Source organism: Curtobacterium sp. AC273 (assembly GCF_979253735.1).
In genome coordinates this window covers 72,682-92,687 of sequence record NZ_CEEDDU010000004.1, presented here as the reverse complement: position 1 = coordinate 92,687, position 20,006 = coordinate 72,682, and the positions used below count along the sequence as shown (strand labels likewise).

The 20,006-nt window shown below is 65.6% G+C and carries 29 protein-coding genes and 2 tRNA genes; 9 read left to right on the top strand and 22 right to left on the bottom strand.

The window, feature by feature from the left end; all coding sequences use genetic code 11:
• The first annotated feature begins 142 nt into the window (after nucleotides 1-142).
• The 3 genes from ACZ8AI_RS06300 to ACZ8AI_RS06290 all read left to right on the top strand — a co-directional run bounded on the left by ACZ8AI_RS06300 (nucleotide 143) and on the right by ACZ8AI_RS06290 (nucleotide 2,894).
• Nucleotides 143-778: a hypothetical protein gene (locus ACZ8AI_RS06300; protein WP_464857366.1), complete on the top strand. Its 636-nt coding sequence runs from the start codon at nucleotides 143-145 to the stop codon at nucleotides 776-778.
• A gap of 850 nt (nucleotides 779-1,628) precedes the next feature.
• Nucleotides 1,629-2,030, top strand: coding sequence for a hypothetical protein (locus ACZ8AI_RS06295; protein ID WP_464857364.1), 402 nt, complete (start codon nucleotides 1,629-1,631; stop codon nucleotides 2,028-2,030).
• A 216-nt stretch (nucleotides 2,031-2,246) separates the two neighbouring features.
• Nucleotides 2,247-2,894, top strand: a complete 648-nt coding sequence (locus tag ACZ8AI_RS06290; RefSeq protein WP_464857362.1) for a YPYG domain-containing protein — start codon at nucleotides 2,247-2,249, stop codon at nucleotides 2,892-2,894.
• Between the two features lie 62 nt (nucleotides 2,895-2,956).
• Here the strand turns inward: ACZ8AI_RS06290 and ACZ8AI_RS06285 are convergent, their stop codons facing one another.
• The 4 genes from ACZ8AI_RS06285 to ACZ8AI_RS06270 all read right to left on the bottom strand — a co-directional run bounded on the left by ACZ8AI_RS06285 (nucleotide 2,957) and on the right by ACZ8AI_RS06270 (nucleotide 4,308).
• A complete protein-coding gene (locus ACZ8AI_RS06285) occupies nucleotides 2,957-3,340 on the bottom strand; it encodes a hypothetical protein (RefSeq protein ID WP_464857360.1) in 384 nt (127 codons plus the stop codon).
• Nucleotides 3,337-3,675, bottom strand: coding sequence for a hypothetical protein (locus tag ACZ8AI_RS06280; RefSeq protein WP_464857358.1), 339 nt, complete (start codon nucleotides 3,673-3,675; stop codon nucleotides 3,337-3,339). Before ACZ8AI_RS06280 ends, ACZ8AI_RS06285 begins: the two co-directional genes overlap by 4 nt.
• A gap of 95 nt (nucleotides 3,676-3,770) precedes the next feature.
• Nucleotides 3,771-4,145 carry a hypothetical protein gene (locus ACZ8AI_RS06275; protein WP_464857356.1) on the bottom strand — a complete coding sequence of 125 codons (375 nt, stop codon included), beginning with the start codon at nucleotides 4,143-4,145 and terminating at the stop codon, nucleotides 3,771-3,773.
• Nucleotides 4,146-4,236: 91 nt separating this feature from the next.
• Nucleotides 4,237-4,308, bottom strand: a tRNA-Lys gene (locus ACZ8AI_RS06270).
• A gap of 166 nt (nucleotides 4,309-4,474) precedes the next feature.
• Between ACZ8AI_RS06270 and ACZ8AI_RS06265 the strand changes: the two genes are divergently transcribed.
• Nucleotides 4,475-4,771: a hypothetical protein gene (locus tag ACZ8AI_RS06265; protein WP_464857354.1), complete on the top strand. Its 297-nt coding sequence runs from the start codon at nucleotides 4,475-4,477 to the stop codon at nucleotides 4,769-4,771.
• A 45-nt stretch (nucleotides 4,772-4,816) separates the two neighbouring features.
• Nucleotides 4,817-5,314 carry a hypothetical protein gene (locus tag ACZ8AI_RS06260; RefSeq protein ID WP_464857352.1) on the top strand — a complete coding sequence of 166 codons (498 nt, stop codon included), beginning with the start codon at nucleotides 4,817-4,819 and terminating at the stop codon, nucleotides 5,312-5,314.
• Nucleotides 5,315-5,353: 39 nt separating this feature from the next.
• Here ACZ8AI_RS06260 and ACZ8AI_RS06255 read toward each other — a convergent pair whose 3' ends face one another.
• Nucleotides 5,354-6,277 (bottom strand): hypothetical protein, encoded by a 924-nt coding sequence (locus tag ACZ8AI_RS06255; protein ID WP_464857350.1) that lies wholly within the window; start codon nucleotides 6,275-6,277, stop codon nucleotides 5,354-5,356.
• A gap of 83 nt (nucleotides 6,278-6,360) precedes the next feature.
• Here ACZ8AI_RS06255 and ACZ8AI_RS06250 point away from each other — a divergent pair, with 83 nt between their 5' ends.
• On the top strand, nucleotides 6,361-6,894 hold the full coding sequence (locus ACZ8AI_RS06250; RefSeq protein WP_464857348.1) for a hypothetical protein: 534 nt from the start codon (nucleotides 6,361-6,363) through the stop codon (nucleotides 6,892-6,894).
• A gap of 221 nt (nucleotides 6,895-7,115) precedes the next feature.
• Entirely contained in the window at nucleotides 7,116-7,673 is a 558-nt protein-coding gene (locus tag ACZ8AI_RS06245) for a hypothetical protein (RefSeq protein WP_464857346.1), read from the top strand.
• Here the strand turns inward: ACZ8AI_RS06245 and ACZ8AI_RS06240 are convergent.
• The 11 genes from ACZ8AI_RS06240 to ACZ8AI_RS06190 all read right to left on the bottom strand — a co-directional run bounded on the left by ACZ8AI_RS06240 (nucleotide 7,622) and on the right by ACZ8AI_RS06190 (nucleotide 13,024).
• Nucleotides 7,622-9,139, bottom strand: a complete 1,518-nt coding sequence (locus ACZ8AI_RS06240) for an AAA family ATPase (protein ID WP_464857344.1) — start codon at nucleotides 9,137-9,139, stop codon at nucleotides 7,622-7,624. The genes ACZ8AI_RS06245 and ACZ8AI_RS06240 overlap by 52 nt on opposite strands.
• A gap of 116 nt (nucleotides 9,140-9,255) precedes the next feature.
• Entirely contained in the window at nucleotides 9,256-9,417 is a 162-nt protein-coding gene (locus ACZ8AI_RS06235; RefSeq protein ID WP_464857342.1) for a hypothetical protein, read from the bottom strand.
• Nucleotides 9,401-9,748, bottom strand: a complete 348-nt coding sequence (locus ACZ8AI_RS06230; RefSeq protein ID WP_464857340.1) for a hypothetical protein — start codon at nucleotides 9,746-9,748, stop codon at nucleotides 9,401-9,403. The genes ACZ8AI_RS06235 and ACZ8AI_RS06230 overlap by 17 nt, the downstream gene beginning before the upstream one ends.
• Nucleotides 9,696-10,034: a hypothetical protein gene (locus tag ACZ8AI_RS06225; protein WP_464857518.1), complete on the bottom strand. Its 339-nt coding sequence runs from the start codon at nucleotides 10,032-10,034 to the stop codon at nucleotides 9,696-9,698. The genes ACZ8AI_RS06230 and ACZ8AI_RS06225 overlap by 53 nt, the downstream gene beginning before the upstream one ends.
• Nucleotides 9,947-10,459, bottom strand: a complete 513-nt coding sequence (locus tag ACZ8AI_RS06220) for a helix-turn-helix domain-containing protein (RefSeq protein ID WP_464857338.1) — start codon at nucleotides 10,457-10,459, stop codon at nucleotides 9,947-9,949. The genes ACZ8AI_RS06225 and ACZ8AI_RS06220 overlap by 88 nt, the downstream gene beginning before the upstream one ends.
• Before the next feature lie 2 nt (nucleotides 10,460-10,461).
• Nucleotides 10,462-10,953: a hypothetical protein gene (locus ACZ8AI_RS06215; protein WP_464857336.1), complete on the bottom strand. Its 492-nt coding sequence runs from the start codon at nucleotides 10,951-10,953 to the stop codon at nucleotides 10,462-10,464.
• 47 nt (nucleotides 10,954-11,000) lie between these two features.
• Nucleotides 11,001-11,189: a hypothetical protein gene (locus tag ACZ8AI_RS06210; RefSeq protein ID WP_464857334.1), complete on the bottom strand. Its 189-nt coding sequence runs from the start codon at nucleotides 11,187-11,189 to the stop codon at nucleotides 11,001-11,003.
• Nucleotides 11,189-11,674 carry a hypothetical protein gene (locus ACZ8AI_RS06205; RefSeq protein WP_464857332.1) on the bottom strand — a complete coding sequence of 162 codons (486 nt, stop codon included), beginning with the start codon at nucleotides 11,672-11,674 and terminating at the stop codon, nucleotides 11,189-11,191. Before ACZ8AI_RS06205 ends, ACZ8AI_RS06210 begins: the two co-directional genes overlap by 1 nt.
• Nucleotides 11,671-11,958, bottom strand: coding sequence for a hypothetical protein (locus ACZ8AI_RS06200; protein ID WP_464857330.1), 288 nt, complete (start codon nucleotides 11,956-11,958; stop codon nucleotides 11,671-11,673). The genes ACZ8AI_RS06205 and ACZ8AI_RS06200 overlap by 4 nt, the downstream gene beginning before the upstream one ends.
• A 629-nt stretch (nucleotides 11,959-12,587) precedes the next feature.
• The gene (locus ACZ8AI_RS06195) at nucleotides 12,588-12,782 is read right to left on the bottom strand and encodes a hypothetical protein (protein WP_464857328.1); all 195 of its coding nucleotides are present in this window, start codon (nucleotides 12,780-12,782) and stop codon (nucleotides 12,588-12,590) included.
• Complete coding sequence (locus ACZ8AI_RS06190) at nucleotides 12,779-13,024, bottom strand: helix-turn-helix domain-containing protein (protein ID WP_464857326.1); 246 nt, start codon at nucleotides 13,022-13,024, stop codon at nucleotides 12,779-12,781. The genes ACZ8AI_RS06195 and ACZ8AI_RS06190 overlap by 4 nt, the downstream gene beginning before the upstream one ends.
• A gap of 78 nt (nucleotides 13,025-13,102) precedes the next feature.
• Between ACZ8AI_RS06190 and ACZ8AI_RS06185 the strand changes: the two genes are divergently transcribed.
• Nucleotides 13,103-13,489: a helix-turn-helix domain-containing protein gene (locus ACZ8AI_RS06185; protein ID WP_464857324.1), complete on the top strand. Its 387-nt coding sequence runs from the start codon at nucleotides 13,103-13,105 to the stop codon at nucleotides 13,487-13,489.
• Nucleotides 13,490-13,491: 2 nt separating this feature from the next.
• Here ACZ8AI_RS06185 and ACZ8AI_RS06180 read toward each other — a convergent pair whose 3' ends face one another.
• The 5 genes from ACZ8AI_RS06180 to ACZ8AI_RS06160 form a co-directional block, all read right to left on the bottom strand.
• Nucleotides 13,492-14,874, bottom strand: coding sequence for a hypothetical protein (locus ACZ8AI_RS06180; RefSeq protein ID WP_464857322.1), 1,383 nt, complete (start codon nucleotides 14,872-14,874; stop codon nucleotides 13,492-13,494).
• Nucleotides 14,875-15,057: 183 nt separating this feature from the next.
• Entirely contained in the window at nucleotides 15,058-15,534 is a 477-nt protein-coding gene (locus tag ACZ8AI_RS06175; RefSeq protein WP_464857320.1) for a hypothetical protein, read from the bottom strand.
• Nucleotides 15,531-15,965, bottom strand: coding sequence for a hypothetical protein (locus ACZ8AI_RS06170; protein ID WP_464857318.1), 435 nt, complete (start codon nucleotides 15,963-15,965; stop codon nucleotides 15,531-15,533). Before ACZ8AI_RS06170 ends, ACZ8AI_RS06175 begins: the two co-directional genes overlap by 4 nt.
• Before the next feature lie 136 nt (nucleotides 15,966-16,101).
• Entirely contained in the window at nucleotides 16,102-16,449 is a 348-nt protein-coding gene (locus ACZ8AI_RS06165) for a hypothetical protein (protein ID WP_464857316.1), read from the bottom strand.
• 312 nt (nucleotides 16,450-16,761) lie between these two features.
• Nucleotides 16,762-18,036, bottom strand: coding sequence for a tyrosine-type recombinase/integrase (locus ACZ8AI_RS06160; RefSeq protein ID WP_464857314.1), 1,275 nt, complete (start codon nucleotides 18,034-18,036; stop codon nucleotides 16,762-16,764).
• A 106-nt stretch (nucleotides 18,037-18,142) separates the two neighbouring features.
• Between ACZ8AI_RS06160 and ACZ8AI_RS06155 the strand changes: the two genes are divergently transcribed.
• Nucleotides 18,143-18,232: transfer RNA gene (locus tag ACZ8AI_RS06155), tRNA-Thr, on the top strand.
• Nucleotides 18,233-18,301: 69 nt separating this feature from the next.
• Here ACZ8AI_RS06155 and ACZ8AI_RS06150 read toward each other — a convergent pair.
• Nucleotides 18,302-19,972 carry an HAD family acid phosphatase gene (locus ACZ8AI_RS06150; protein ID WP_464857312.1) on the bottom strand — a complete coding sequence of 557 codons (1,671 nt, stop codon included), beginning with the start codon at nucleotides 19,970-19,972 and terminating at the stop codon, nucleotides 18,302-18,304.
• Between the last annotated feature and the right edge of the window lie 34 nt (nucleotides 19,973-20,006).

Sequence of the window (20,006 nt, the reverse complement as noted above, 5' to 3'; positions counted from 1 at the left end):
CGACAAGTGCTCCCACCGTTCGGTGGGAGCACATGCGCTTGAGCATGGGCAGGGCGCTTTTGCCCCTCAGCTTCCCGCAAGTGTCTCCCTGGGATCGGTCGGAGCCCGGACTTGGGACGCCCCGGCCAACGTCCTAACGCGGGTGCTCTACCTTCAGAACATGATCTTGGCCGCCGCTGCTACCACTCAGCCCGACCTGTTCGTCCCGCTCCTAGTCGCTGTCGTCAGCGGCCTGGTCACCGGGGTGGCGGGCATAGCGGTTGCCTTGATCTCCGGTCGGAACGCACGCAGGGCGGCCGACGATGAACGGCGCGCCTCGCTGGCCCGAGAGGAACGGACTGTCAAGGCTTCTCTTGAGCGCGAGCGCCGGGAGCGGCGCGCAGCCGTGGAAGTCATGCGGGCAGATGCAATCGAGCACATCTTTGGAGCAATCGCCCGGCACGCGGCTGCCTACAGTGAGATCCTCCGCGCTCAGGGATCCTCGACGGGTTCCACTACTGGCCGAGAGACGTGGCACCCGGTCCGCGCTGACTTGGTAGCGGCACTATCTCGACTAAAGACGCGGCTGGACGCTCCCAAGCTGAACCGCGCGTGCACGGGGTATCTCTACGAGATGACCAAAGGCGTACCCGTCGAGAGATGCCAAGACGCTCTCGGCATCCTCGAGGGCGAGCTGACCGCGTGGTACTTGGGGGAGCGCACCGAAGAGGCAACGTGCTCGCGTCTGTCGGCTCTAAGCAGGAACATGCGCGCCGGTAAAGTCGGCGTCACCACCTGACTGGGTGGATGTCGGAGGGCCGTGCGATCCTGACCTGCTGGACCTCATCCGCCCTGGCGACGTTCGCTGCCTTGTTAGAAACTGCGATGAACCAGCAGTTGCCCTGTGGGACGCGATCTACTTCGTATGTCAGCACCACTTCACTGCTCTGAACGAGGGGCACGCTTGGACCGTCGATGACTCCGACGAACATCCCGCTCTAATCCTGATGGGATCCGACCTTCCCGGGGAAGTGGTCGGCATCAGACTCCGCCAGCGTCAGGACGGCGCTGCGTTTGCAAGGATCGACGTTGGGCGGGATGGAGTTGCCGACCAAGAGGTGACGCTTCGGTTTCGCGGAATCAAGTCCTGTCGCTGCTTTACATGGTGAACATGCAAGAGGGCCGCCCCTTCAGCGACATCTCGGCGTGAACCAAGGAACGCCCCCCTCGGAAGGTGGGGGCGTTCGTGCTTCAGCCTGGGTGATTTCCGTCCCAATCAAGTTGGGGGACCAGGCGAGGCGCTACCTATTGTGACTGTTCTACGGGCGCTGTGTTATGCCTCAACCCGACCAGGGGAGCTCAGCGCTTCGTCCTGGTCGACCAACTGTGTGGGCGGGCTGGGGAGTTCAAACGGGTGTGGTTGGGCGCATCCATGCCCGCGAATAGGGGCGAGCGGTAGGTGTTGGCCCAGTCATAGGGTGATCCCCACCATGAAGACAATCTTCGCGACAGCAGCAGCGGCTGCGCTCCTCGTTGCCCTCACTGCATGCTCAAGCACGACTGGCGCCGACGGTAAAGCGAGTGCGAGTGCTAGTGCGAGCGCGACGGGGACCGAAACAGCGGTTGCCCCTACCCCGACGCCGAGCAGGATGTCGATTGCTGCAGCTGGGGATCAGTATCTCGACATCGTCTGTCCCGCAAACGACGCGAACGCTGCTTGGTCCGCGGTCGGCAACACTCCCGGTGTCACACTCGCCCAGCTACAGGCCGAAGCGCCGAAGACAGTAGAGGCATACCGGAAGGCGGCGCAGCAGCTGAACGACGCAACGACCCCATGGCCGTCGGTCGTCACTTCGGACGACCTGCACGCCATCAGAGACTCCTACCTGAGCTGGACCTCGTCGCTAACGCAAATCATCAACGCCAAGACCATGGGCGACGTCAACGCTGTGACGTTTGACCCCGGAACGACCGGTGGTGCGGCCGCGCAACGCATTCGTCTCAACCTCAACCTCCCGGCAGACGGTGTCGCGAGCTGCAAGAACCGCTGATGGGCCTCTTCTTTCGCCGCAGCAAGAAGCTCGGCCGGACCGTTCGGACTACGGTCACCCAGCGAAGCGTGTCCGTCTCCGCACGACGAGGGCCAATCTCGATCTCGTCCAAGGGACACGTGACCATCCGGCTAGGCAAGGGGGTTCTCATTCCGCCTGTTTTGAGGCGCGAACGGGGGTGATGGCGACGCCTCCTCGGTGGGGCATGATGTCCGGATGGCTACCTTGACGGACACTCAGCGATCGACGCGGACCCGCGACCTGCTGCGAGCGCTCATCGCGATCCTGGTCGGCTTCGGCTTGGTGCTTGGTGGCGCGACGACTGCTCAGGCTGCCGACAAAGTGAAGATGCCGAAGGTGATCGGACAGTCAGCTGACGACGCCCGTGACAAGCTCGAAGACCTCGGATTCACGGTGAGGCTCAAGGCGAAGCCGAAGTCCGACGGGCCGGTGTTCCTCGCTTCGAACTGGAAGGTCTCGAAGCAGAGCGTCAAGGCGGGCAAGAAGGTGAAGGAGGGCAAGAAGGTCACCCTCACCGTCAAGAAGAAGAAGGCCGCGACCACCGCCCCCACCGCGAGCGCGACGACCACACCCGAGGCCGACCCGACCATGACCAGCGCCGGTCTCGACTCCGCGCATGCTCTCACCGCGTGCGATCGGTATGGCGATCAGCAGTTCCCGTACGGCTGGAAGGGTCACGTGTTCCTTGGCGTACTCGCGAGCGAGAACCAAGGCGACCACTACTTCGTGAAGTTCGAAGCGGATGTCACCAACGCGTACAACGCCACAGCATCTGGCACCGCCGAATGCACCGTCGGCGGCTCCAACGACGTACCCGTGGTCACAGAGTTCAACGTCTACTGACCCAGCAACGACGACAGGCCCCCACCAGGCTCCCGAGGGAACCGGTGGGGGTGTTCGTTTCGTCAAGTGGGGCTGCCACGCACTGGCCTGCCAGTTGCCCAGATCGCGTCGTCGCCGAGCAGCTGCTTCGCTCGCTCGATCGCGGCGTGCTCCCCGTCGGTGATCATGGGTGGTGGGGAGGTTCGCTCGACGACCGCCGAGAGCGCCTCGAAGCCGTCGCCGAGGACGCGGACGGCGTTGTGCTGCGCGTCGCGGTCTCGGATCAATCCGTCGACCTTGTCGCTGACCGCGTTGAGGTCGGTTCGGAGGTTCCGGTTTTCCTCCCAGAGTTGCGGAATGGTGACGTCGTCCTGACTTGGCCGGCGTCGGGAGCGGATGATCAGTCCGACCGTGGTGATCAACGCGACGAGGATGGCGCTGAGCCCGGTCCAGGCGGCACCGCTCATGCACGATCACCGCCAGCGATCCGCCACAGCCGAGCGTACGGGTACACGCACAGCGCGAACGGAAGGACGCTGAACGGGAGCCCGTCGTACTCCGGATCGTGGATGGCGCGGAAGATGATCGTGACCCCGTAGGCCGCGAGCATCACGATGAGCGCGAGCGTTGCCACGATCTCCGTCCACGGGTTTCTCCGGAGCCGGGAGATGACAACGCCGACTATCGCTGCGATCGACGTGCCGAGAACCAGGACCGGCCAGATGACGCCGAACAGGTCTCCGGTCACGACGTCGAGGGTGCGGATGCCCTGCCAGCCCGCGAGTGCGCCGTACAGGGCCATGAGTGCGTACTGGATCGGCAGGGTGACGTAGGGAGACGGTGCCCCGTGATGATCCGCCTCATGCGGTTCCCCCTCTCCGTGGGGTCAGGGGGGGCTTAGGACGGCGATGAGTCCGGCTCGGAGCGGTAGTCCGTTGTCGATGGGGTGAACTGAGCGGGCTGCAGTTCCTGCGACTTCGCGGCTGCGGTCTCGTTCGCGACGACCTTCGGGACGGAGCCGAGGCCGATGAGTGTGAGGAGCTCGTTGATCTTCGGGATCGCCATGACCTTCGTGAGCGCCGCGGAGACGGCCGCGAGCGACGCGACCGCACCCGTGAGCCACACGAGGACCGGGCCGGGGACGACGTCCGCGATCGCCTCGAGGACCTGCGGGGCGACACCGACGACGACCGCGAGGACCGCGGCCGCTCCGATGACGACCTGCACGACGGTCCGGAGGACCCGCTTGCCCTGATACCAGATCTCCTGCACGTCGATCTGCTTGGCTTCAGCTGCGAACCGAGATACCCGTGCAGGTGCCATTCGAGGACGTGTCCATTGAACTGTGGTTGTCTGAGTAGAGAGCGCCCCGGCAGATTCGAACTGCCGACCTTCGAGGTAAAAGCTCGTTGCTCTTCCGCTGAGCTAGAGGCGCGGAGTGCCAGCCTGGACCAGGCTGCACAAGTAATGCCCGCCGGGCTTCCGGGCGGGCATGCGATGTCACGGTAATTATAGCCCACAATCGAACACCCTCAACGCCACGGCGCTCCCGCGTGTCTCTTAGTTGCGGTCAGCGGCCGGGTTCCTTGTACCGTCAACAGGTGACCTGGATGCAAGCCGCGGTTGTCGCGCTCTACGCTTTCTCTGCAATCCTGCCGATCATCGGCCTACTGGGACTCTACCGACAGGCAACACGAACACTCCGGCGGCTCAGCCCAGGGCAGCCCGACTGGAAGAATCCAGACACAAGTCAGTGGATGGTGACCGAGTTCTTCGGCGTGCTGCGAGAAGACGTCGTCGAGCGTCCGCATCAGGTCCGGGCCGACTTCATCTTGATCGGCGGGGGCGTTGTCTGCGGTGCGGCCGCCAGTGTCTGGGCGCTGTTCCCACTTTCGTAGCCCCATCTGCTTCCACAGCGACGTTCGTGTCCGATAGAGCAACGCGTGACCTGGTCAGTGGCAGCGACGTTTGTCGGCATAGCGGTGACGGCCGTACTCGGTGCGTTAGCCCTCGCTCGCGAGCAATCCGTCCTCCGCCGCCTCGAGCGAGTCTCGGCAGTACTGAAAGAGACGCCAGCCGATGCGAGAGGGCGAGAGTACCTCGAGTGGCTGCGTGACGACCTCGCGCGTCGAGTGAACCTGCAATACCGAGCACCACGCGACTGGTTGACGCTCTTCTCCGGGTGGGTGGTCTCCTTGGTGGGACTGCTTCTGCTCTTTGGGGCCTACGTCGTGCTCGTCGTTCTCGTAGGGGCCACCATGCCCAAACCTTCCTCCGGGCAGGCGTCGGTGGACGATACGCAACGGACTCTTTGGCTCACCATGGGAACAGGTCTGCTCATCTTCTTCGGCGGAGCGGCCTTGAGGGCCTGGCGGGATCGGCAGCGGAGGACGTGGGCGGAAAAAGCGCTTCCCGATGACTCGGAAGCACCGCTGATCTGACGGTGCAGGGCACCGCTATGAGGATGCCCTGCACTGCCTTCAGGACGCCTGGTGTCGCAACCTCGTGTTCTGGTTACGGATCCGCTTGGCGCGCCAGAGCTCTCGAAGCTGGTCCGAGTTCACGTAGACCTCGCCAGCCGCCGTGTGCGTCCTCAATCCGTCACGCCGGATGTACCGATTCAGGGTCTGTGGCGTGATTCGCATCTCCCGCACCGCCTGCTTCTTCGTCCACCAGGACGTCGCTTCTTCGGCTTGGTCGGTCCGCATCTCGCGCAGGAGGTCCCGCACGTCGCGATCCTTCAGCAACGCAGCCGTGTTCCCCTCGAAACCGCAGTAAGCGCACACGAGGGTGAAGTCGGTCAGCTGCTCCGACTGCCATTCGACGCCCATCGACGGGCTGTCGCAAACAGGGCACGGCCTGGGGAACACGGGGCGGGTCCCGGTTGCCGCGCGCGGGAACTTCATCCGAAGATCCCAGACGATCGATGCCACGTCGTCGAAGTAGCTGCTGGCGTGTTCGTGCCCTTCGACCTTGTCCTGATGCGTGAGCAACCACGTCGTGAGGTTTTTGACCAGTAGGCCGGCACCTTCGGGTATGACGCCCGCACGGAATCCCTGCACCTCCTTCGAGTTCGACCATGCATACGTTGCAGTCACCGGCGGAGCGACGTGCATCGTTTCAGCCCAGTAGCCGACCCAATTCAGCAGCTGTGCGTAGGCACTGTCCGCTTCATCGACTGCGTTGATGCGAAGCGGTGCTGGCGCTTCCTTCGACGCGGGACGAGGGAGTCCGTCGCTTCGCTGCGCGCCTGGTGGGACGACGAGGGTACGCACGTACGCGATCAGGCCGGGTGCTTCGTTGAGTCGGTGTCGCGCCCGAGCGGCGGACAGGGACGGCCAGACGATTGGGTCGACGTCAGCGTTGGTGGTGGGGTCGCTGTCGGGAGGGGTAACGGTACTCAAGAGTGCTCCTTTGGCGGTCCTGCCGCGAGCGCTTCGTTTCCGGATCGCTCGCTAAGGCGGACGTGAGTGGATAGGGTCCAGGCGTGCATGACTGGTATGACTGGACCTCGGATATTTGGGTGCCCGCAATTTCGGGGATCGGATCCATCGCCGTGGGTGTCGCGGCGATCGTCGTAGGGCGGCGATCGCACAAGCTCGCCGAGAAGGTCCGCGCGGATGAGCTGCAGCGTGAGGCAGACGCGTCCGAGGAGCAGTACCGAGCCCAGCTCGGGCACTTCATCGAATCGGCGATCACGTCTCTCGTGGAATACGGCAACGCGGTTGAGAAGCATCCGGTAGTGATCGGTGACGAAGCGCAGTTGCACGCAGCCACACAGGCACGGTTGGTTCTCGTCGCTGCGACTGCGCGAGGGGAAGACAACACCCCGACGTCGGCCGCGTACGAGGTGTTTCACGAACTCGGACATCAACGGCTTTGGCGCATCCGTCGGAACGTCGCGGGCCTGCTGACTGGGGCGCTCGCGCAAACGCTTGCGCGACAGGTCTCGGCCGCCGACATCGAGAAAAACATCCGCGGCTTCATTCAAGGCGAAGAGGACGCAAACACGCCGAGCTAGCGGTCACACGTTCGCTACCGGCCTGCGCCCACGTCTTCCTTTTTCCCTACGCGCTCGGCGGCGGCATTAAGGCCGAAAGCTACCTGAGTGCCGCGGCCGAGCTCGAGCGTGACGAGGTCGACCTCGTGGTCCGCGGTGACGGGTAGGCCGGTCGGGGTGTGGATGGGTCGTGTGAGCATTGATTCCTTTCTGAGTCGTGAGTGTCGCGGTACGGTCTGCCGGTGATGTTGATGACGACGGAGTGGCACCCCTTCTGGACCTCTTACGAGTGGTGGAGAGACATCGGCACCGGTCTCCTCGGCGTGGTAGCAGCGACGATCGTTGGCGGGGTGACTGTCTGGGTAGCGCTCCGTAGCGCACGGGTGGCGCGCGAAACTGTGGAGTACACCAAGCAAGTGCGTGCCGAAGACGAGCGGCGTCAGGAACGAGACCGACTTCGGCAGGCGCAGCTGGAACGGATCGACTTCGCCAGACAGGTCCGGCTATGGGTACGCGCCGTCAACGACGTTGAGAACGAAGGGCTGGACGAATCCGAAGCCGTCACAGAGCTCCGTGCGCAGCTCGGCGACTTGGTCTACGACTTCGATCAGTCCGGAAGGCAGGAACTGCTCGCCGAAATCGACATGATCCTGTCGGTAGACCGCGATGAGGAAGCGCACCCCGACTGGCGGCGATGGTGGGCTGCTCGCGAGATTAGGAAGCAGAAGATCCCAATCCTGATTGAGGGCTACATCGCAGGTCGCCATCTACCTCGCCACGGCCTCCCCGACGACCGTTGACGCGGCGAGCGCCGACCCCGTGGAGTGGGATCGGCGCTTGCCGTGTGGTGAGGTGTGCTGTTACGCCGGCATCCAGGGCATCTCGCCTGCGACGCCTCGGCGAAGCCGGAGGGGCCAGTCGCGGGGTCTCGGTCGCCTCGCCAGCGGACGACGGTCACCATGGAGTCGTCGTCTTCGATGGTGCGGAGGCCGAGTCCGAACTCGGGCCAGCCGAGGAGCGCGGCAGATCCACGCGGCCTCAGGTCGCGTTCGCCGCCGAGGGACTTGCCGTGTCCGGCGTGTGCCTCCATGAGCATCGCGACGCCGCGTTCCCGGAAGCCGTCGAGCGCGACGATGAGCGGGGCTGCGTCGTCGTCGTTGTTGATGGCCTGGGGGACGAGCTTGTACAGCGGGCCGATCAGCAGAAGGTCGGGCTTGTGCTGGTCGATGAGGCGGTGCACCTGGTCGACGTCGGCCTGTCGGGTGAGGTCGAGTCGGACGCCAGCGGACACGAGCGTGTGGTCGCCGGGGTCGCGGACTCCGTACTGCGCTGCCAGGGAGGCGACGTAGCGGGTATTCCGGGACCACTGCAGGACCGTGTTCTCCGCGTCGATGGCGAGGACGCGGGACGGTGGGATCTGCCGACCGGTGAACGGGTCCAGGCCGGCGGCCGCGGCGATCGCCACTTGGCGGGTGAAGTAGGACTTCCCCGACCCTTCGCTGCCAGTGAGGACGAGGCGGTCCCGTCGCTCGAGCAGCCCAGGCACGAGCCAGTTCTGGGTGTCCTGCACCTTGAGGACGTCCCGGAGCAGCATCGGTTCGAGCACGGCTGCGCCGACTGCGGACCTGCGCCGGCGCACCTCGTCCTTCACCTCGAGGCGTTCCATCTCGTAAGCGACCTGCCGCTCGAACTCCTCGTTCACCGGCTCCGGTACGACCTCGGGCTCCGGCAGGCGGGCCAGGCGGAACTCCTGCCAGGTGTGGCCGGCAGCGATGTGGTCCGCGGCGTCCTTCCCGACGATCGGTTCGAGGACGACGACTTCCGACTTCCCGTCGAGGAGTTCCCGGACCTGCAGCGCGTGCTTCATGCCGGGCTCGTCCATGTCGCGGACGAGGAGCACCTTCTTGCCGTGCAGCGGGGCGAGGTCGAACAGCGCCGCCTTGCCAGCACCCATCGCCGTGCAGACAGCGACGAGGCCCAGCGATTCGAGCGCGTGGACGTCCTTCTCGCCCTCGACCATCCACACCGGATCGGCCTGACCGATCCGCTCGACGCGGTACAGGTCCCGGCCCTTCGTGTTGCCGGACTGCCGGAACCGCTTGTCGGGGGAGCGGTGTACGACCCGGCCATCGCGGTACTTGTACTCGACGCCCTTCTGCTCGTCGAACAGGTCCTGCATGGACAGGTTCAGCTCGGCGAGGACGTCCGAGGTCGGGTCAGAATGCGAGTGGATGAGGGTCTGACCCTCGACCGAGCGGATCGACACCGACCGGTCCTTCGCCGAGTGCCCGGGGGGCCTGCGCCTCGGCCGCCTCGTTACCGCGCATCTGCACCATGAGGACCCGGTCGTGGAACGCGCCGACGACTCGGTCGAAGGATGCCCTACCCATCGGTCTCCTTCCCGACCTCGCCGTACTCGTCCGCGGTGAACGAGCCGGTCACGTACATCAGCCGCTCGCGCAGCCGGTTTGCTTCTTGGCGGTGCTCGGCGGCGCGGGTGAGGGCTTCGTCCCGCTGCCGGCGAAGCTCAGCCCGCGTCGTCATGGCTCGCCTCGAGCACCCCGCCCGGTGCGGAGTACCCGGAGTCGTTCTCGATCGCATCGACCGCCCACCGCTGCCCCGCCGGCGGCAGCGGGTGCGGTCCACGCGCTTCCCGGGTCCGCGCCAGGCGGATCCGCTTCTGCCGCTGCAGGTGGCCCGGCTCAAGGTAGACGCCGGGGTTGTCGCGGCGGAACTCGTTCATCAGGTCCGCGGCCTCGTCGTACGACATGGTCGGCAGCGTGTCCGACCAGACGATCGCGGCGAGCTGCGTGACCTTGCGGTTATCGACCGCCGACGCCCGGCCCAAGAGCCGGAACGCTTCCTGCTGATCCATCGGGACCTCCGTAGAGTCGCTGGTATTCGAGGGCGGCGATCTCAGCGTTGCTGAGCTGCCGCTGCGGGGCTGACGGGCGCGGCTCGGGTAGCGAGTTCTCCCACCCGTCGCCGCTGAGCCACGTCTTGAGGTACGGCACGAACCGCTGCGGGGTGCCGGCCGCGACGTGCGCGTCGCCGTGCGTGATGATCACGGCGGTCAGGTCGAGGCCGGGGTGCTTCTTCCGCACCGCTTGCCACTGCTGCAGCGCGCGCGCCTTGTCGTTCTTCCGGGGCCGTGCGCCCACGCTTCCTCGAACGCTTCGGGATAGATGCGCTTCTCTGGTGATTCCTCTGGGGGTTCATTACTAGAGGGTTCATAAGCGCGGTCATCCTGAACGCTTGAGCGCGACCCAGATGATCGGTTGGGCGCATCAGGCTGACCTGTGGTCAATTTGACCGGTTGTGCGCCGACGGCCAGGCGGTATCGGTCGCTGGTCCTCGTTCCGTCCTGACGGGCACGGCGTGCCCGGACGATCAGCCCGTCCCGCTCGAGCTCCGAGAGCGCACGGCGAACCGTGATCACGGCGACGCTCGTCATCTCGGCCAGGCGCTCCTGCCCTGGATAGCAGGAGTTGAACTCGTCTGCCATGTCGGCGAGGGCGAGGAGGACGAGCTTCCTCGTGCCGGGCAACTTCAGCTCCCACGCCCACGACGTTGCTCTGTGCGCCATCGTCAGGCCACCTCCGCTCGGATGGCCCGTGCGAGCATCGTCGCGACGGCAGGTAGCTGCCGGTTTACGTCGGCGTGCTGCAGCCGCCCCTGTTGCCCATACACGGCGAGCCGGAGGACGTTCTGCAGCTGCAGGAGGATGCCGAACGCCACCCCCAGGACGTTGTTCGGGTTCGGGAGCTCCGGCGAGCGCTGACGGTCGGCGCGCTCGACGATGTGGTCGATGACCAGGAGTGCCGGCACGAGCTCGTCGAGCGAGTCCGTGGGGAGCTGCTGCGGCGCGACCGGTCGCATGTCGAGGGTGAACGTGCCGTCCTTGACGGTGCCGTACCCGGCGTCGCTGAGTTCCTGCGCGATCGATGCGGCGGCCTCGTCGGGCCACCCTCTGTCGGGGTCGACGATTGTGGCGACCTCGCACGAGGTGGAGAGGAAGTCGGCCAGTGCCTCGCGGGCGGCGGCCGACAGAGTTGAGCTGACTGCGAGATGGTGGGTCATGCGGGTACCTCGTGATTCGGGGTGATCAAGAGTCGATGTAGTGGTCGTCAACGGAGCCGTCGCACACTTCTGCGGCTTTCGCCGTGAGCGCGGCGGCGAGCTCGTCGGCTCGGTCCGGGGGTGAGCACGAGCGTGTAGCCGTCCCACTCGGGTGTAGGGACGAGCTCGCGGAGCGGTAATTCGACAGTGGGAGGGTCGTCGTCGAGCTGGAACGACTTCACCGGGAACTCGGCCATCAGCGGGGGAGGGACGCGGGCTTGCGGTTGAGGACAGCGGCGTACGCGGATGCTCCCTGGTACGCGGCGCTGAACGCCATGAAGTCGGCCGGTGCGAGTGCCATGTCGTCGGACACTTCGGCGTAGACCGCCCACGCCTGGTCCTGGTCGTCGACGCGCTCGACTGAGACGATCCAGCCGGTGCCACGCTTCTCGTCCGCGTGGTGCATCTCGGGCTGGCCTACGCGGCCGTCCATCCCGTCGATGTGGCGGGTGTTGTCGCAGCCGAGCACGGGGCACGGCTTCGGCGGATCCTTCATGAGCCGGATGATCGCTTCGGTGACCTTCGCCACGTAGCTTCGGGCTGGGCTGAGTAGACCGTCCTCGACCTTCGCCAAGTACATGGTGCTGGTGCCCGCCATGGCGGCGACGAGCGGCTGGGGGACTCCCGTAGTGATGCGCAGCGTCTTCAGGTGCGCTCCGGTTCCGGGTGCAGCGTTCTTCATGCGGAGACCTCCGCGTCTGCCCGGCCGGTGCCGGCGAACAGGTCCGAGACGGTGAGGTCGAGCCACAGCATGTACTGCGTCATCTCGGTCACCGTGTAGGTGATGCCGAACCACATGAGCGCGGTCCGCCGCATGGGAACGCCAGCGGCGCAGGAGACGGCTCGAATGCTGCGGAGGCCCTTGCGGGCTGCGGCGCGCTTGATGTTGCGGGCGACGATCCGAACGTTTTGGCGAGCGTTGCGCCGTGCGGCGCGGACCTGGGGGGTGTGTGCCAGGATGGGCATGGTTGTTCTCCTACGAACGATTCGGCCCCGGGCGTTGCAGCGCCAGCGGGGCCATTTATCTGTCTGGGTGAGGGTCAAATGCCGGACGGCAGCAACGTCGCTGCGAGCAGCACGGCGATGACGCCGACTGCGGCGAGCGCGTCGAGGACGGTGCGACGAGTCATGGGGGGTCCTTCGATTGAGGGAGTGAAGGGGAAGACGCCAGCCCCGGAGCACTGGAAGATGCGGTGTGTGCCGCGAGCTCCGGTGCCGGCGTCTCGTACCCGCCGTCGAGTGCCGATCTCGACGTGCCCCCGTCAGCCGCTTTGGCGGTGACTCCTGGGGACGGGCTGTTGCGCTGTGTGTGGTCGCTGCCGATCGCGGGACAACTTGAGGGAGCACCCCTGCCGGGGCTGCCTACGACGCGACGAGGGGTCATACCTCCCCATCCACCACGACGGGGTCAGCACACTTGCGGTTCGACCGCCTCTGTTCCTCTGTGTGTCACCCGCTGGCGCATTGGCGCTGGTGCGTCGTCCTGCGAGCTGTGTGTGTGGTTCAGCGCCGTTTTGGGGCGCAGTGGACCACCGCGGGGTCGAACCGCGAAGAAAATGCCGTCCAATGCGGCGTGGCCCGCCGGGTGGGGAGTGTCAGTCGCGCTCGGGAAGGTTGCTGACGTGCCTGTCCAAGTCGGTCTTGGTGAACTTGATGCGCTTGCTGTCGCCGACTGGGATCAGCTCACCTTTCGCGCGGAGCTCGTCGACCTCCCGGAGGCTGCAGCTGAGGTAGTAGGCCGCGAGTTCCCGGGTGAAGAGCGCGGGAGCGGATTCGATCCGAGGGTTCACGCGACCGCCCGTGTGGCTGCTTCGAATGGCGGAGCCAGCAGCTCTGCGATCGACACATCGAAGTGCTTCGCGATGTAGCCGGCTTCCTCGAGCGTGAAGGGGGAATGTCCCAGAAGTCGTCGCTTCAGGGTAGATTCAGCGATGAGAGTTGCGGCTGCCAGTGCAGTGATCGTCTCGCCCCGGCTCGCCAGGAGAGAACGCACCGATCGGGAGACCTTGAGGCTCGGAGCGTCGTAGTTCATGTGGACTAATGTAACCCACGGGAACTACGAAAGTTCCAGAACTGGACACGGCGTGTCAGAACTGACACGATGAGTGTCGTGCCGAACTACGAAGTCAGTGATCTGACGCGCCATGTCGCCTCCCGTCTTCGCGGCCTCATGGCTCAACACCGTGTCACCCAAGCAGAGCTCGCGGACTCGGTGGGCGTCTCGCAATCGCAGCTCTCAAAGATGGTCCGTGGCGTGCGCCCCATCGATCTGGACCAACTCGACGGGATGTGTATCGCGCTGGGAGTCGACACTGGCGACCTCATCAAGGAAGCCGAGACGGCGCTACAGAACTACGACTTCGTCCCCAACGCGCGCCTGATCTTCGTGGATGATGGTCTCCGGCTCAGCGAACCCATCGACACCACGGGTTGGGGTGACGGACCGATCGTGCTTCCTCACTCTGGTCGGCGGGAACGCAAGCGATCCGAAGATTAGATTCACCGCCGCCCCGGACCCCACGGACTCCAGGCCCCCAGATACGGCTGCAGATCCTGCGCTGACGGCGCGGGGAATGCGGGGGTAGCGAGTGCCCCGAAGGCATCAAGCCGGTGTGCCACTCGCTCGCCCGTTGCGATCCAAACCTGCAGAGCTTCGTTGGAGCCGTCATCACGTCGTCGAAGCTCATCCATGAACGAGCGCACCTCCTGATGTCGCCGCCAGACGGATGCTTGCTCAACGAGCAGCGCCTCTTCCTGGGATGCGCGAAACAGTATGCGGGCCTGCGTCATCGCAGCCTCCCAGTCTCGCTGCCGCTGCTCATCGGACTTTCGCTGCCGATCCTCTCGAGCTACAGCCTCACGTCGCGCGACCTCGAGTCGCTGGAAGACTTCGCCCAGACGGTCCTCGATCTGCTGGGTCTTCGTGTCGCCCCATTTCGAGCCGTCGAAGCCGTACCCGGGGCGCGCGACTCGCAGTTCCAGCCTCCCCGTGGGCACGAACCAATAGTTCCGATTCCGCTGCCACCGCGGCAGACGTTGAATCTGCTCGTAGAGCTTCCGGTCGAACGATCCGCCGCTGGACCAGTCGAACCTCTCGCCGCCGCGACCAGCGATCTCGCGGACCTGCACACGCAAAACGGCCTCGCCTGCGTCCAGCTCGATGTGGCCACTCCACTCCCTGGCCGAGCCTCCGTTACGTCGAGCGCGATCATCCACGGCGCGCGGGTCTCGGGTTGTGACGCCAGCTTTCGCCGCGTGTCGGACGATCGATTCGATGAGTCGAGCGGCACGGGGGAGTGAATCCTTCGTCACAAACTGGTCGCCCTTCGACTCCAGGAAGGTCTTTGCGAGCGCACCGAGGTGGGACTTCGGAGCAACTGCTTGGACCTCGGGCGTCTCGACCAGGTCCCAGTACCAATCCCGGTACTCCAGCCGCAGGTGTCTCTGGTCCTTCCAGCTTGGGTGGGAGAGGTGAAGCTCCTTACCTCGGGGGCGTCGCTCGCTCTTGTTGAAGCGCCATACAAGCTTCGGGTAGTCAACGTCGTCGTCGCGGTCGTTCAGGTCCAAGCGCCCGCCGCCTGACTCGAGCCGGTCGGCAAGGGCAGTCAGGTCATCCCCAACGTCTGCCGTTTCGTCTCCGGCGACTTTGTCGGTCGTGGACGGCATGAGCTCAGCGATACGAGAGGTACCGGTGTCCGTCAGTGTCGCTTTCCAACTCGGCCCATGGCCTGCGATGCGAACCAGCCCGCGACTCGCCAAAGCCTTCGCTGTGATGCGGTGGCCGTAGTTGTCGTCGACGTACTCGCCGTCCGGGCAGCCGCGCTCGACCCAGCGGAGGACGCGTAGCTGCTTGTCGTTGAGGTGGTCTGGTGCGCGGCCCATGAGTCGCATTGTGGTCGACAGTCGACCATTGCGTCGAGGTCTCGCTGCTCGGAGTGCAAACGGCGAAGCCCCTCCGGCTCGTGTAGGAGATCGAGGGGCTGTTGCAACGTCGCCGGCCGCCTCATCGCGGCAGGCGGCGTCCGCCTCGCCCCGATCTGGCTCGACGCCCCGTGGAGGGCGGCCTCAGCCGCGCACTTCTTCGACCGCAAGATCGAGGAGAGCGGTGCGAAGAGCCTGGCGCGTGAACTTTGCCGGGTTGCCTTTGCCTGATGGGACGTGTCGCAGATCCAGGAAAGTGTGCCCCGGCGGTGCTGCGGGCGGCGGCGGCAGCACGGCACTGTCGTCGTGAAGATGGAGGGCGAGCGAGTTGAGATCGGCGACCCGCAAGCTCCATACCCCGCGTGTGTCTTTGCCCTCGACGTCGCGTTGATGCACCAGCACGTCGCCTGCAGGCGCTTTCGACGCTCGGGACCCAGAGAGTTCTCCGGGCCTGTCTCCGGTAGTCGCCCACTGAAACATCATGTCGGACGGTTGATCTGACTCAGCGTCCCAGTTCTCAGTGCGGTCCAGGCAGACACGCAACCACTTTTCGCCTGGATCGACAACAGCTTCCTCCCCCTCGCGGAAGCCTAGGCACCCGGAGGGGGCCACGGCGGTCATGCCAGGTTCGTCCGCAGGAACTCGACGGCCTCTTGCTGACTCTTGGGCTCAGCGAGCTGCGAGGTCTTAGCTTCGAGATCAAAGTAGTAGGCGTACATGTCGCCGTCGTCGTCGATCTCGAAGATCGCGTGGCGTCGACCAAGGTGCCACTCAGCTCTGATCCCGCTGTCTTCGCCCGGGAACACACCGGGAGTGGGCCACCGCGATTCGTCTGACACGAGAAGCACCGAAACGAACGTGACCAGGTCGTGGGCATGCAGGCGCTTCTGCGCGTCGAGCTTAATGAGTCGACGTGACCACGGGCGGTTACTAGCAGCTAGCGCAGCCATGATCACCTCCGGTAGGGCGTAGAACGGCTCCGTCAGAGTGAGGGTGGACTGAGCGAATGTCCTCATCGTACGTACCGGCGTCTGGACCTTGTAGCGCAGCACCTTCTTCTTGGGTGAGAGTTTCCGCGGGCTACTCACCCCCGAGCTGGGCAGAACGAAGCTGGACAGACCGTCCCACGCAAGCTGCACCACGGATGCGCCCTGAGCCAACCGGCTCGTGCTGGTCTCAATTTGGAGGCTACTCATGGTTGCTGTTCTCGTCATAGGTGTCCACTACGTCCTGCAGCTGGCTCGCAAACCACCGGAGACGGTCGATCGTTACAACCAAGTGCGCCACAGGTGTGATGGGGGTCACGGGAGATTGCGACTGCTCCGCCATCCCCTGTACCGCCGCGAGATCGATGACCGGAGAGTTCATGTGACCGAACGTGAGGTACACCGCGTCCGGAGTGGAGTCGCCTGTCGGAGCAGGCAGTCCAAACTGCGGCAGGAGGACGTTGGCGAACGTGGGCGTGCGCTGAGGGTCGACGACCCACTGTGCCTGCACCTGGGAGAAGCCGGACGGGACTTCCTCTTGCTCGGACATGACCTGAGTATGACAGAAGTTCATTGAGTGAGTGCGACCCCCTATTGGAGGACATTCGGCGCGCAGGTCGTCCGCGCTTGATCGTGGTCGCACTCGGGCGCAGACCTCCGCTCGATCGCTTGCCCACCCGTCACGGGCAGCAACACGGACTCTCTGTCGGCAGCCTTGCGTCGTGTTGGTGTTGGTGTTGGTGTTGGTGTTGGTGCTGAGGTTGGGGTGGAACCGGATTCGCTGCGATGCAGCGCTCGACGCTTCGTCCGAGGGGAACGCAGCCGCGTTCGCATGCTCGAGCGACGGAGATTACCGACCTCGTCAGGCGTCGAGGGCGAAGTGCAAGCCAAGCTTGTCCATTGCCTCGCGTGCCGCGGTAGAGGACACATGCTGGTACCGGCGGGTGACGGCCTCGGACTGGTGGCCGACGATCTCGCCGATGATCTTCGCGTCGACGCCGAGCTCCATGAGCACAGTCGCGGTCGTGTGCCGCGCCCAGTGTGTCGTGGGGACGGGGGAGCCGGGCGCGAGGTGCTCTTCGGCGATGACGCCGGCCTCGAAGAGGATGTCCCGCCAGGTCTGCTCGTCCTCGCCCCACAGGTACGGTTCCCCGTTCGGCTTCCGCCAGATCAGCCCGTAGGGGTTCGGTCGGTCGGCGGTCTTGATGAGATACCGGCGGAGCGCTTCGGCGAGCGCCGGCATCAGGGGCACGTAGCGGGGCTTGCCGGACTTCGGCCGGATGAGGCAGAGTCGCCCATTCAGCTGCTGATACTCGAAGCCGTCCGGGATCCGGAGGCGGCGGCTGGGGCAGGAGCCGGCGCGCGACTTCTCGCATCGCCAGGTGTCGTCCTCGAGGCGGTGGCAGCCGTGCTCGAACGGGACTTCGGAGAGTGCCCACTCGACGCCGAGGGTCGGCTGCTCGGAGTCGAGGTCGAGGGAGTCGAGGCGAGCACCGAGCCGTTCCCCCTGGCGGAGGCCGCCGAGGAGCGCGATCCACCAGCGGGTGCCGTCGTCGTGCTCGGCGGCGATCTTGAGGACCGACAGTGCAGCGTCGGTGCTCAGCGCACCGCGATTGGAAGCTGCCTGCACGGGGGCGTCGACGTCCTCGCAGACGTTGCGTGCGGCGATGCCCTCGACCCGCGCTGACTCGAGCATCAGCGAGAGCACCTGGAACGCCTTCCGGGACGTTGACGAGGACCGGCCAGCGTCGGCCACCCCCTTCGTCATGATGCGCACGTCGGACGGCTTGAGGAACGCGACCTTCTTCGCGCCGATCGTGGGGACGATCCAGTTGCGCGTCACGGACTCGTAGGACAGCAGGGTGTTCGGCTTGAGGTTCGGCTTCCCGACCGTCTCGAGCCAGTGGGTCGCCCACTGGTCGAGCGTGGTCTTCGTGTCGAGAGCGGTGCCGTGCTGCTTGATCTGGTCCTTGAGCGCGTCCAGCTTGCGGCGAGCGCCCTCCTTCGTCTTCGACGTGACCGTGCGCTGCCGGCGGCGTCCGTCCGGGTGGTAGCCATCGTCGATCACCGCTCGCCAGAGCTTGCCCCCACGGATCGCGTAGAGCGCCCCGTCACCCGAATCACGCTTCTTCGGCACTGCATCCTCCCGGTGCACACATCAGTACACACATCCAACCGCAATCATGTGTTTGCAGTTGCACTCACCGATGGTAGCCCGATCCGCATGTATCCGGGCCTCTGACGCCGACTGAGGCGCTCGCCGAGTACCCCCAGTCTACCGCTCCTATTCACTCGTAATGAATAGGTCGTCGGTTCGATTCCGACAGGCGGCTCCGCGAACGGCCCCGATCCCCACCAGAGTGGGGATCGGGGCCGTTTCCCGTTGGGCCGAGGCCAGCCGCTCAGGGCAGGTAGTACGTCGGGTTCGGCAGCTTGATGCTGCGGTCCGCCGAGCCACCGAGCAGGTCGCTGAACTGGTCACCGACGTTCGCGACGATGTCGTAGCGTCCACCCGAGCGGGACTCGATGTGCGCGCGGGTCTGCGACTTGTACTCGACGGTGGTGCACTTCGCGGTGGCGCAGGTGACGTACGACGGCTGCTGCGACGCGCCGACCCCGGTCCACTTCGTGTAGTACGTCTGGGTGCCGTTCTTCGTGGCGGTGAACTGCGGGTACCCGACCTTGACGAGGTTCGCGATCGTGGCGGTCTTCTGGTCGTCGTTGCGTCCCGTGAGCCCGATGACGGTGCAGCCGGAGCGCTGGGCGATCGACACGAGCGAGGTCATCGACGGGGTGGCGGGGAAGCGCTGGTCCTGCACCCATTCGTCCTGGCGGGCGGGGTCGAAGACGAAGTGCATGTCGGCGACCTCCATGTCGTAGGTCCACAGGGTGGTGTCGTCGGCGTCGAGGACGATCGCGGGGTTGCGGTGGAGCTTCCGTCCGACGGCGCACTGCGCGGCGATGACGGGCGCCTGGCGGGACACGATCGAGCGCATCTCGCGGATGTACGGCGAGTCCGTGCGGTTCGCGAGTCCGGTGCCGGGGTCGCCGTAGTACGTGGCGATGGTGGACTTCACGGAGTCGATGTTCGGGATGCCCTCACCGCTCTGGGTCGCGCCGGAGGAGCCGTCGGCCGCCATCGTGAACTGCGTCCGCGGGGACAGTCGGGGCTCGGAGACGCCGGGCAGGTCGGCGGAGGGCAGGTAGTAGGTGGGGTTCGGCAGCTTCAGGGACCGGTCGGCGTACCCGCCCTGCAGGTCGCTCCACTGGTCGCCGATGTTGAGCGTGATGTCGTAGCCGAGGTCCTGCTCGATGTGCTTCCGGGTCAGTGCCTTGTACTCGACCGTGGTGCACTTCGCGGTGGCGCAGGTGATGTACGACGGCTGCTGGGACGCCCCGACCCCGGTCCACTTCGTGAAGAAGCGGTCCTGCGTGAAGGCGGTGTACCCGACCTTCGTCAGGTTCTGGACGGTCGCGGCCTTCTGGTCGTCGTTCCGACCGGTGAGCCCGAAGACGGTGAAGCCCATCGCCTGTGCGCGGTTGACGAAGCCGACCATCGACGGGGTGGCGGGGAAGCGTTCGTCCTGCACCCATTCGTCCTGGCGGGCGGGATCGAAGACGAAGTGCATGTCCGCGACCTCCATGTCGTACGTCCACAGCGTGGTGTCGTCGGCGTCGAGCACGATCGCCGGCTTCTCACCGTGGCGGACGGCCTGGTCGTGGATGCGCTGCAGGCCGGCGGACTGCCGCGCGACGATCGAGCGCATCTCGCGGATGTAGGGCGAGTCCGTGCGGTTCGCGAGCCCGGTGCCGGGGTCGCCGTAGTACGTGGCGATGGTCTTCTTCACGGAGTCGATGTTCGGGATGCCCTCGCCGCCCTGCGTCGCGCCGGAGGAGCCGTCGGCCGCCATCGTGAAGTGCGTCCGCGGGGTCAGGCGGGCATCGGCGGAGTGTCCGGGGGAGTGACCCGGTGCGCCCCATCCGTGTGCGTTCGCCGGGCTCACGCCGACGAGTGTGGAGGTGAGGACGATCGCCGCGCTCGTGGCGACGACGGAGAGGACGGATCGGCGCATGAAGACCTGATCGCTTTCTGCTGAGCGGATCTCG

Coding starts and splice junctions, on each gene's coding strand:
- ACZ8AI_RS06280 (WP_464857358.1), bottom strand. CDS start 3,675: ATGGCCCTGTACGGCGCACTCGCGGGCTGGCAGGGCATCCGCACCCTC.
- ACZ8AI_RS06230 (WP_464857340.1), bottom strand. CDS start 9,748: ATGGATCAGCAGGAAGCGTTCCGGCTCTTGGGCCGGGCGTCGGCGGTC.
- ACZ8AI_RS06210 (WP_464857334.1), bottom strand. CDS start 11,189: ATGGCCGAGTTCCCGGTGAAGTCGTTCCAGCTCGACGACGACCCTCCC.
- ACZ8AI_RS06165 (WP_464857316.1), bottom strand. CDS start 16,449: ATGTCCGAGCAAGAGGAAGTCCCGTCCGGCTTCTCCCAGGTGCAGGCA.
- ACZ8AI_RS06295 (WP_464857364.1), top strand. CDS start 1,629: ATGTCGATTGCTGCAGCTGGGGATCAGTATCTCGACATCGTCTGTCCC.
- ACZ8AI_RS06180 (WP_464857322.1), bottom strand. CDS start 14,874: ATGGGCCGCGCACCAGACCACCTCAACGACAAGCAGCTACGCGTCCTC.
- ACZ8AI_RS06220 (WP_464857338.1), bottom strand. CDS start 10,459: ATGGCGCACAGAGCAACGTCGTGGGCGTGGGAGCTGAAGTTGCCCGGC.
- ACZ8AI_RS06205 (WP_464857332.1), bottom strand. CDS start 11,674: ATGAAGAACGCTGCACCCGGAACCGGAGCGCACCTGAAGACGCTGCGC.
- ACZ8AI_RS06285 (WP_464857360.1), bottom strand. CDS start 3,340: ATGAGCGGTGCCGCCTGGACCGGGCTCAGCGCCATCCTCGTCGCGTTG.
- ACZ8AI_RS06290 (WP_464857362.1), top strand. CDS start 2,247: ATGGCTACCTTGACGGACACTCAGCGATCGACGCGGACCCGCGACCTG.
- ACZ8AI_RS06150 (WP_464857312.1), bottom strand. CDS start 19,972: ATGCGCCGATCCGTCCTCTCCGTCGTCGCCACGAGCGCGGCGATCGTC.
- ACZ8AI_RS06200 (WP_464857330.1), bottom strand. CDS start 11,958: ATGCCCATCCTGGCACACACCCCCCAGGTCCGCGCCGCACGGCGCAAC.
- ACZ8AI_RS06215 (WP_464857336.1), bottom strand. CDS start 10,953: ATGACCCACCATCTCGCAGTCAGCTCAACTCTGTCGGCCGCCGCCCGC.
- ACZ8AI_RS06175 (WP_464857320.1), bottom strand. CDS start 15,534: ATGACCGCCGTGGCCCCCTCCGGGTGCCTAGGCTTCCGCGAGGGGGAG.
- ACZ8AI_RS06190 (WP_464857326.1), bottom strand. CDS start 13,024: ATGAACTACGACGCTCCGAGCCTCAAGGTCTCCCGATCGGTGCGTTCT.
- ACZ8AI_RS06235 (WP_464857342.1), bottom strand. CDS start 9,417: ATGACGACGCGGGCTGAGCTTCGCCGGCAGCGGGACGAAGCCCTCACC.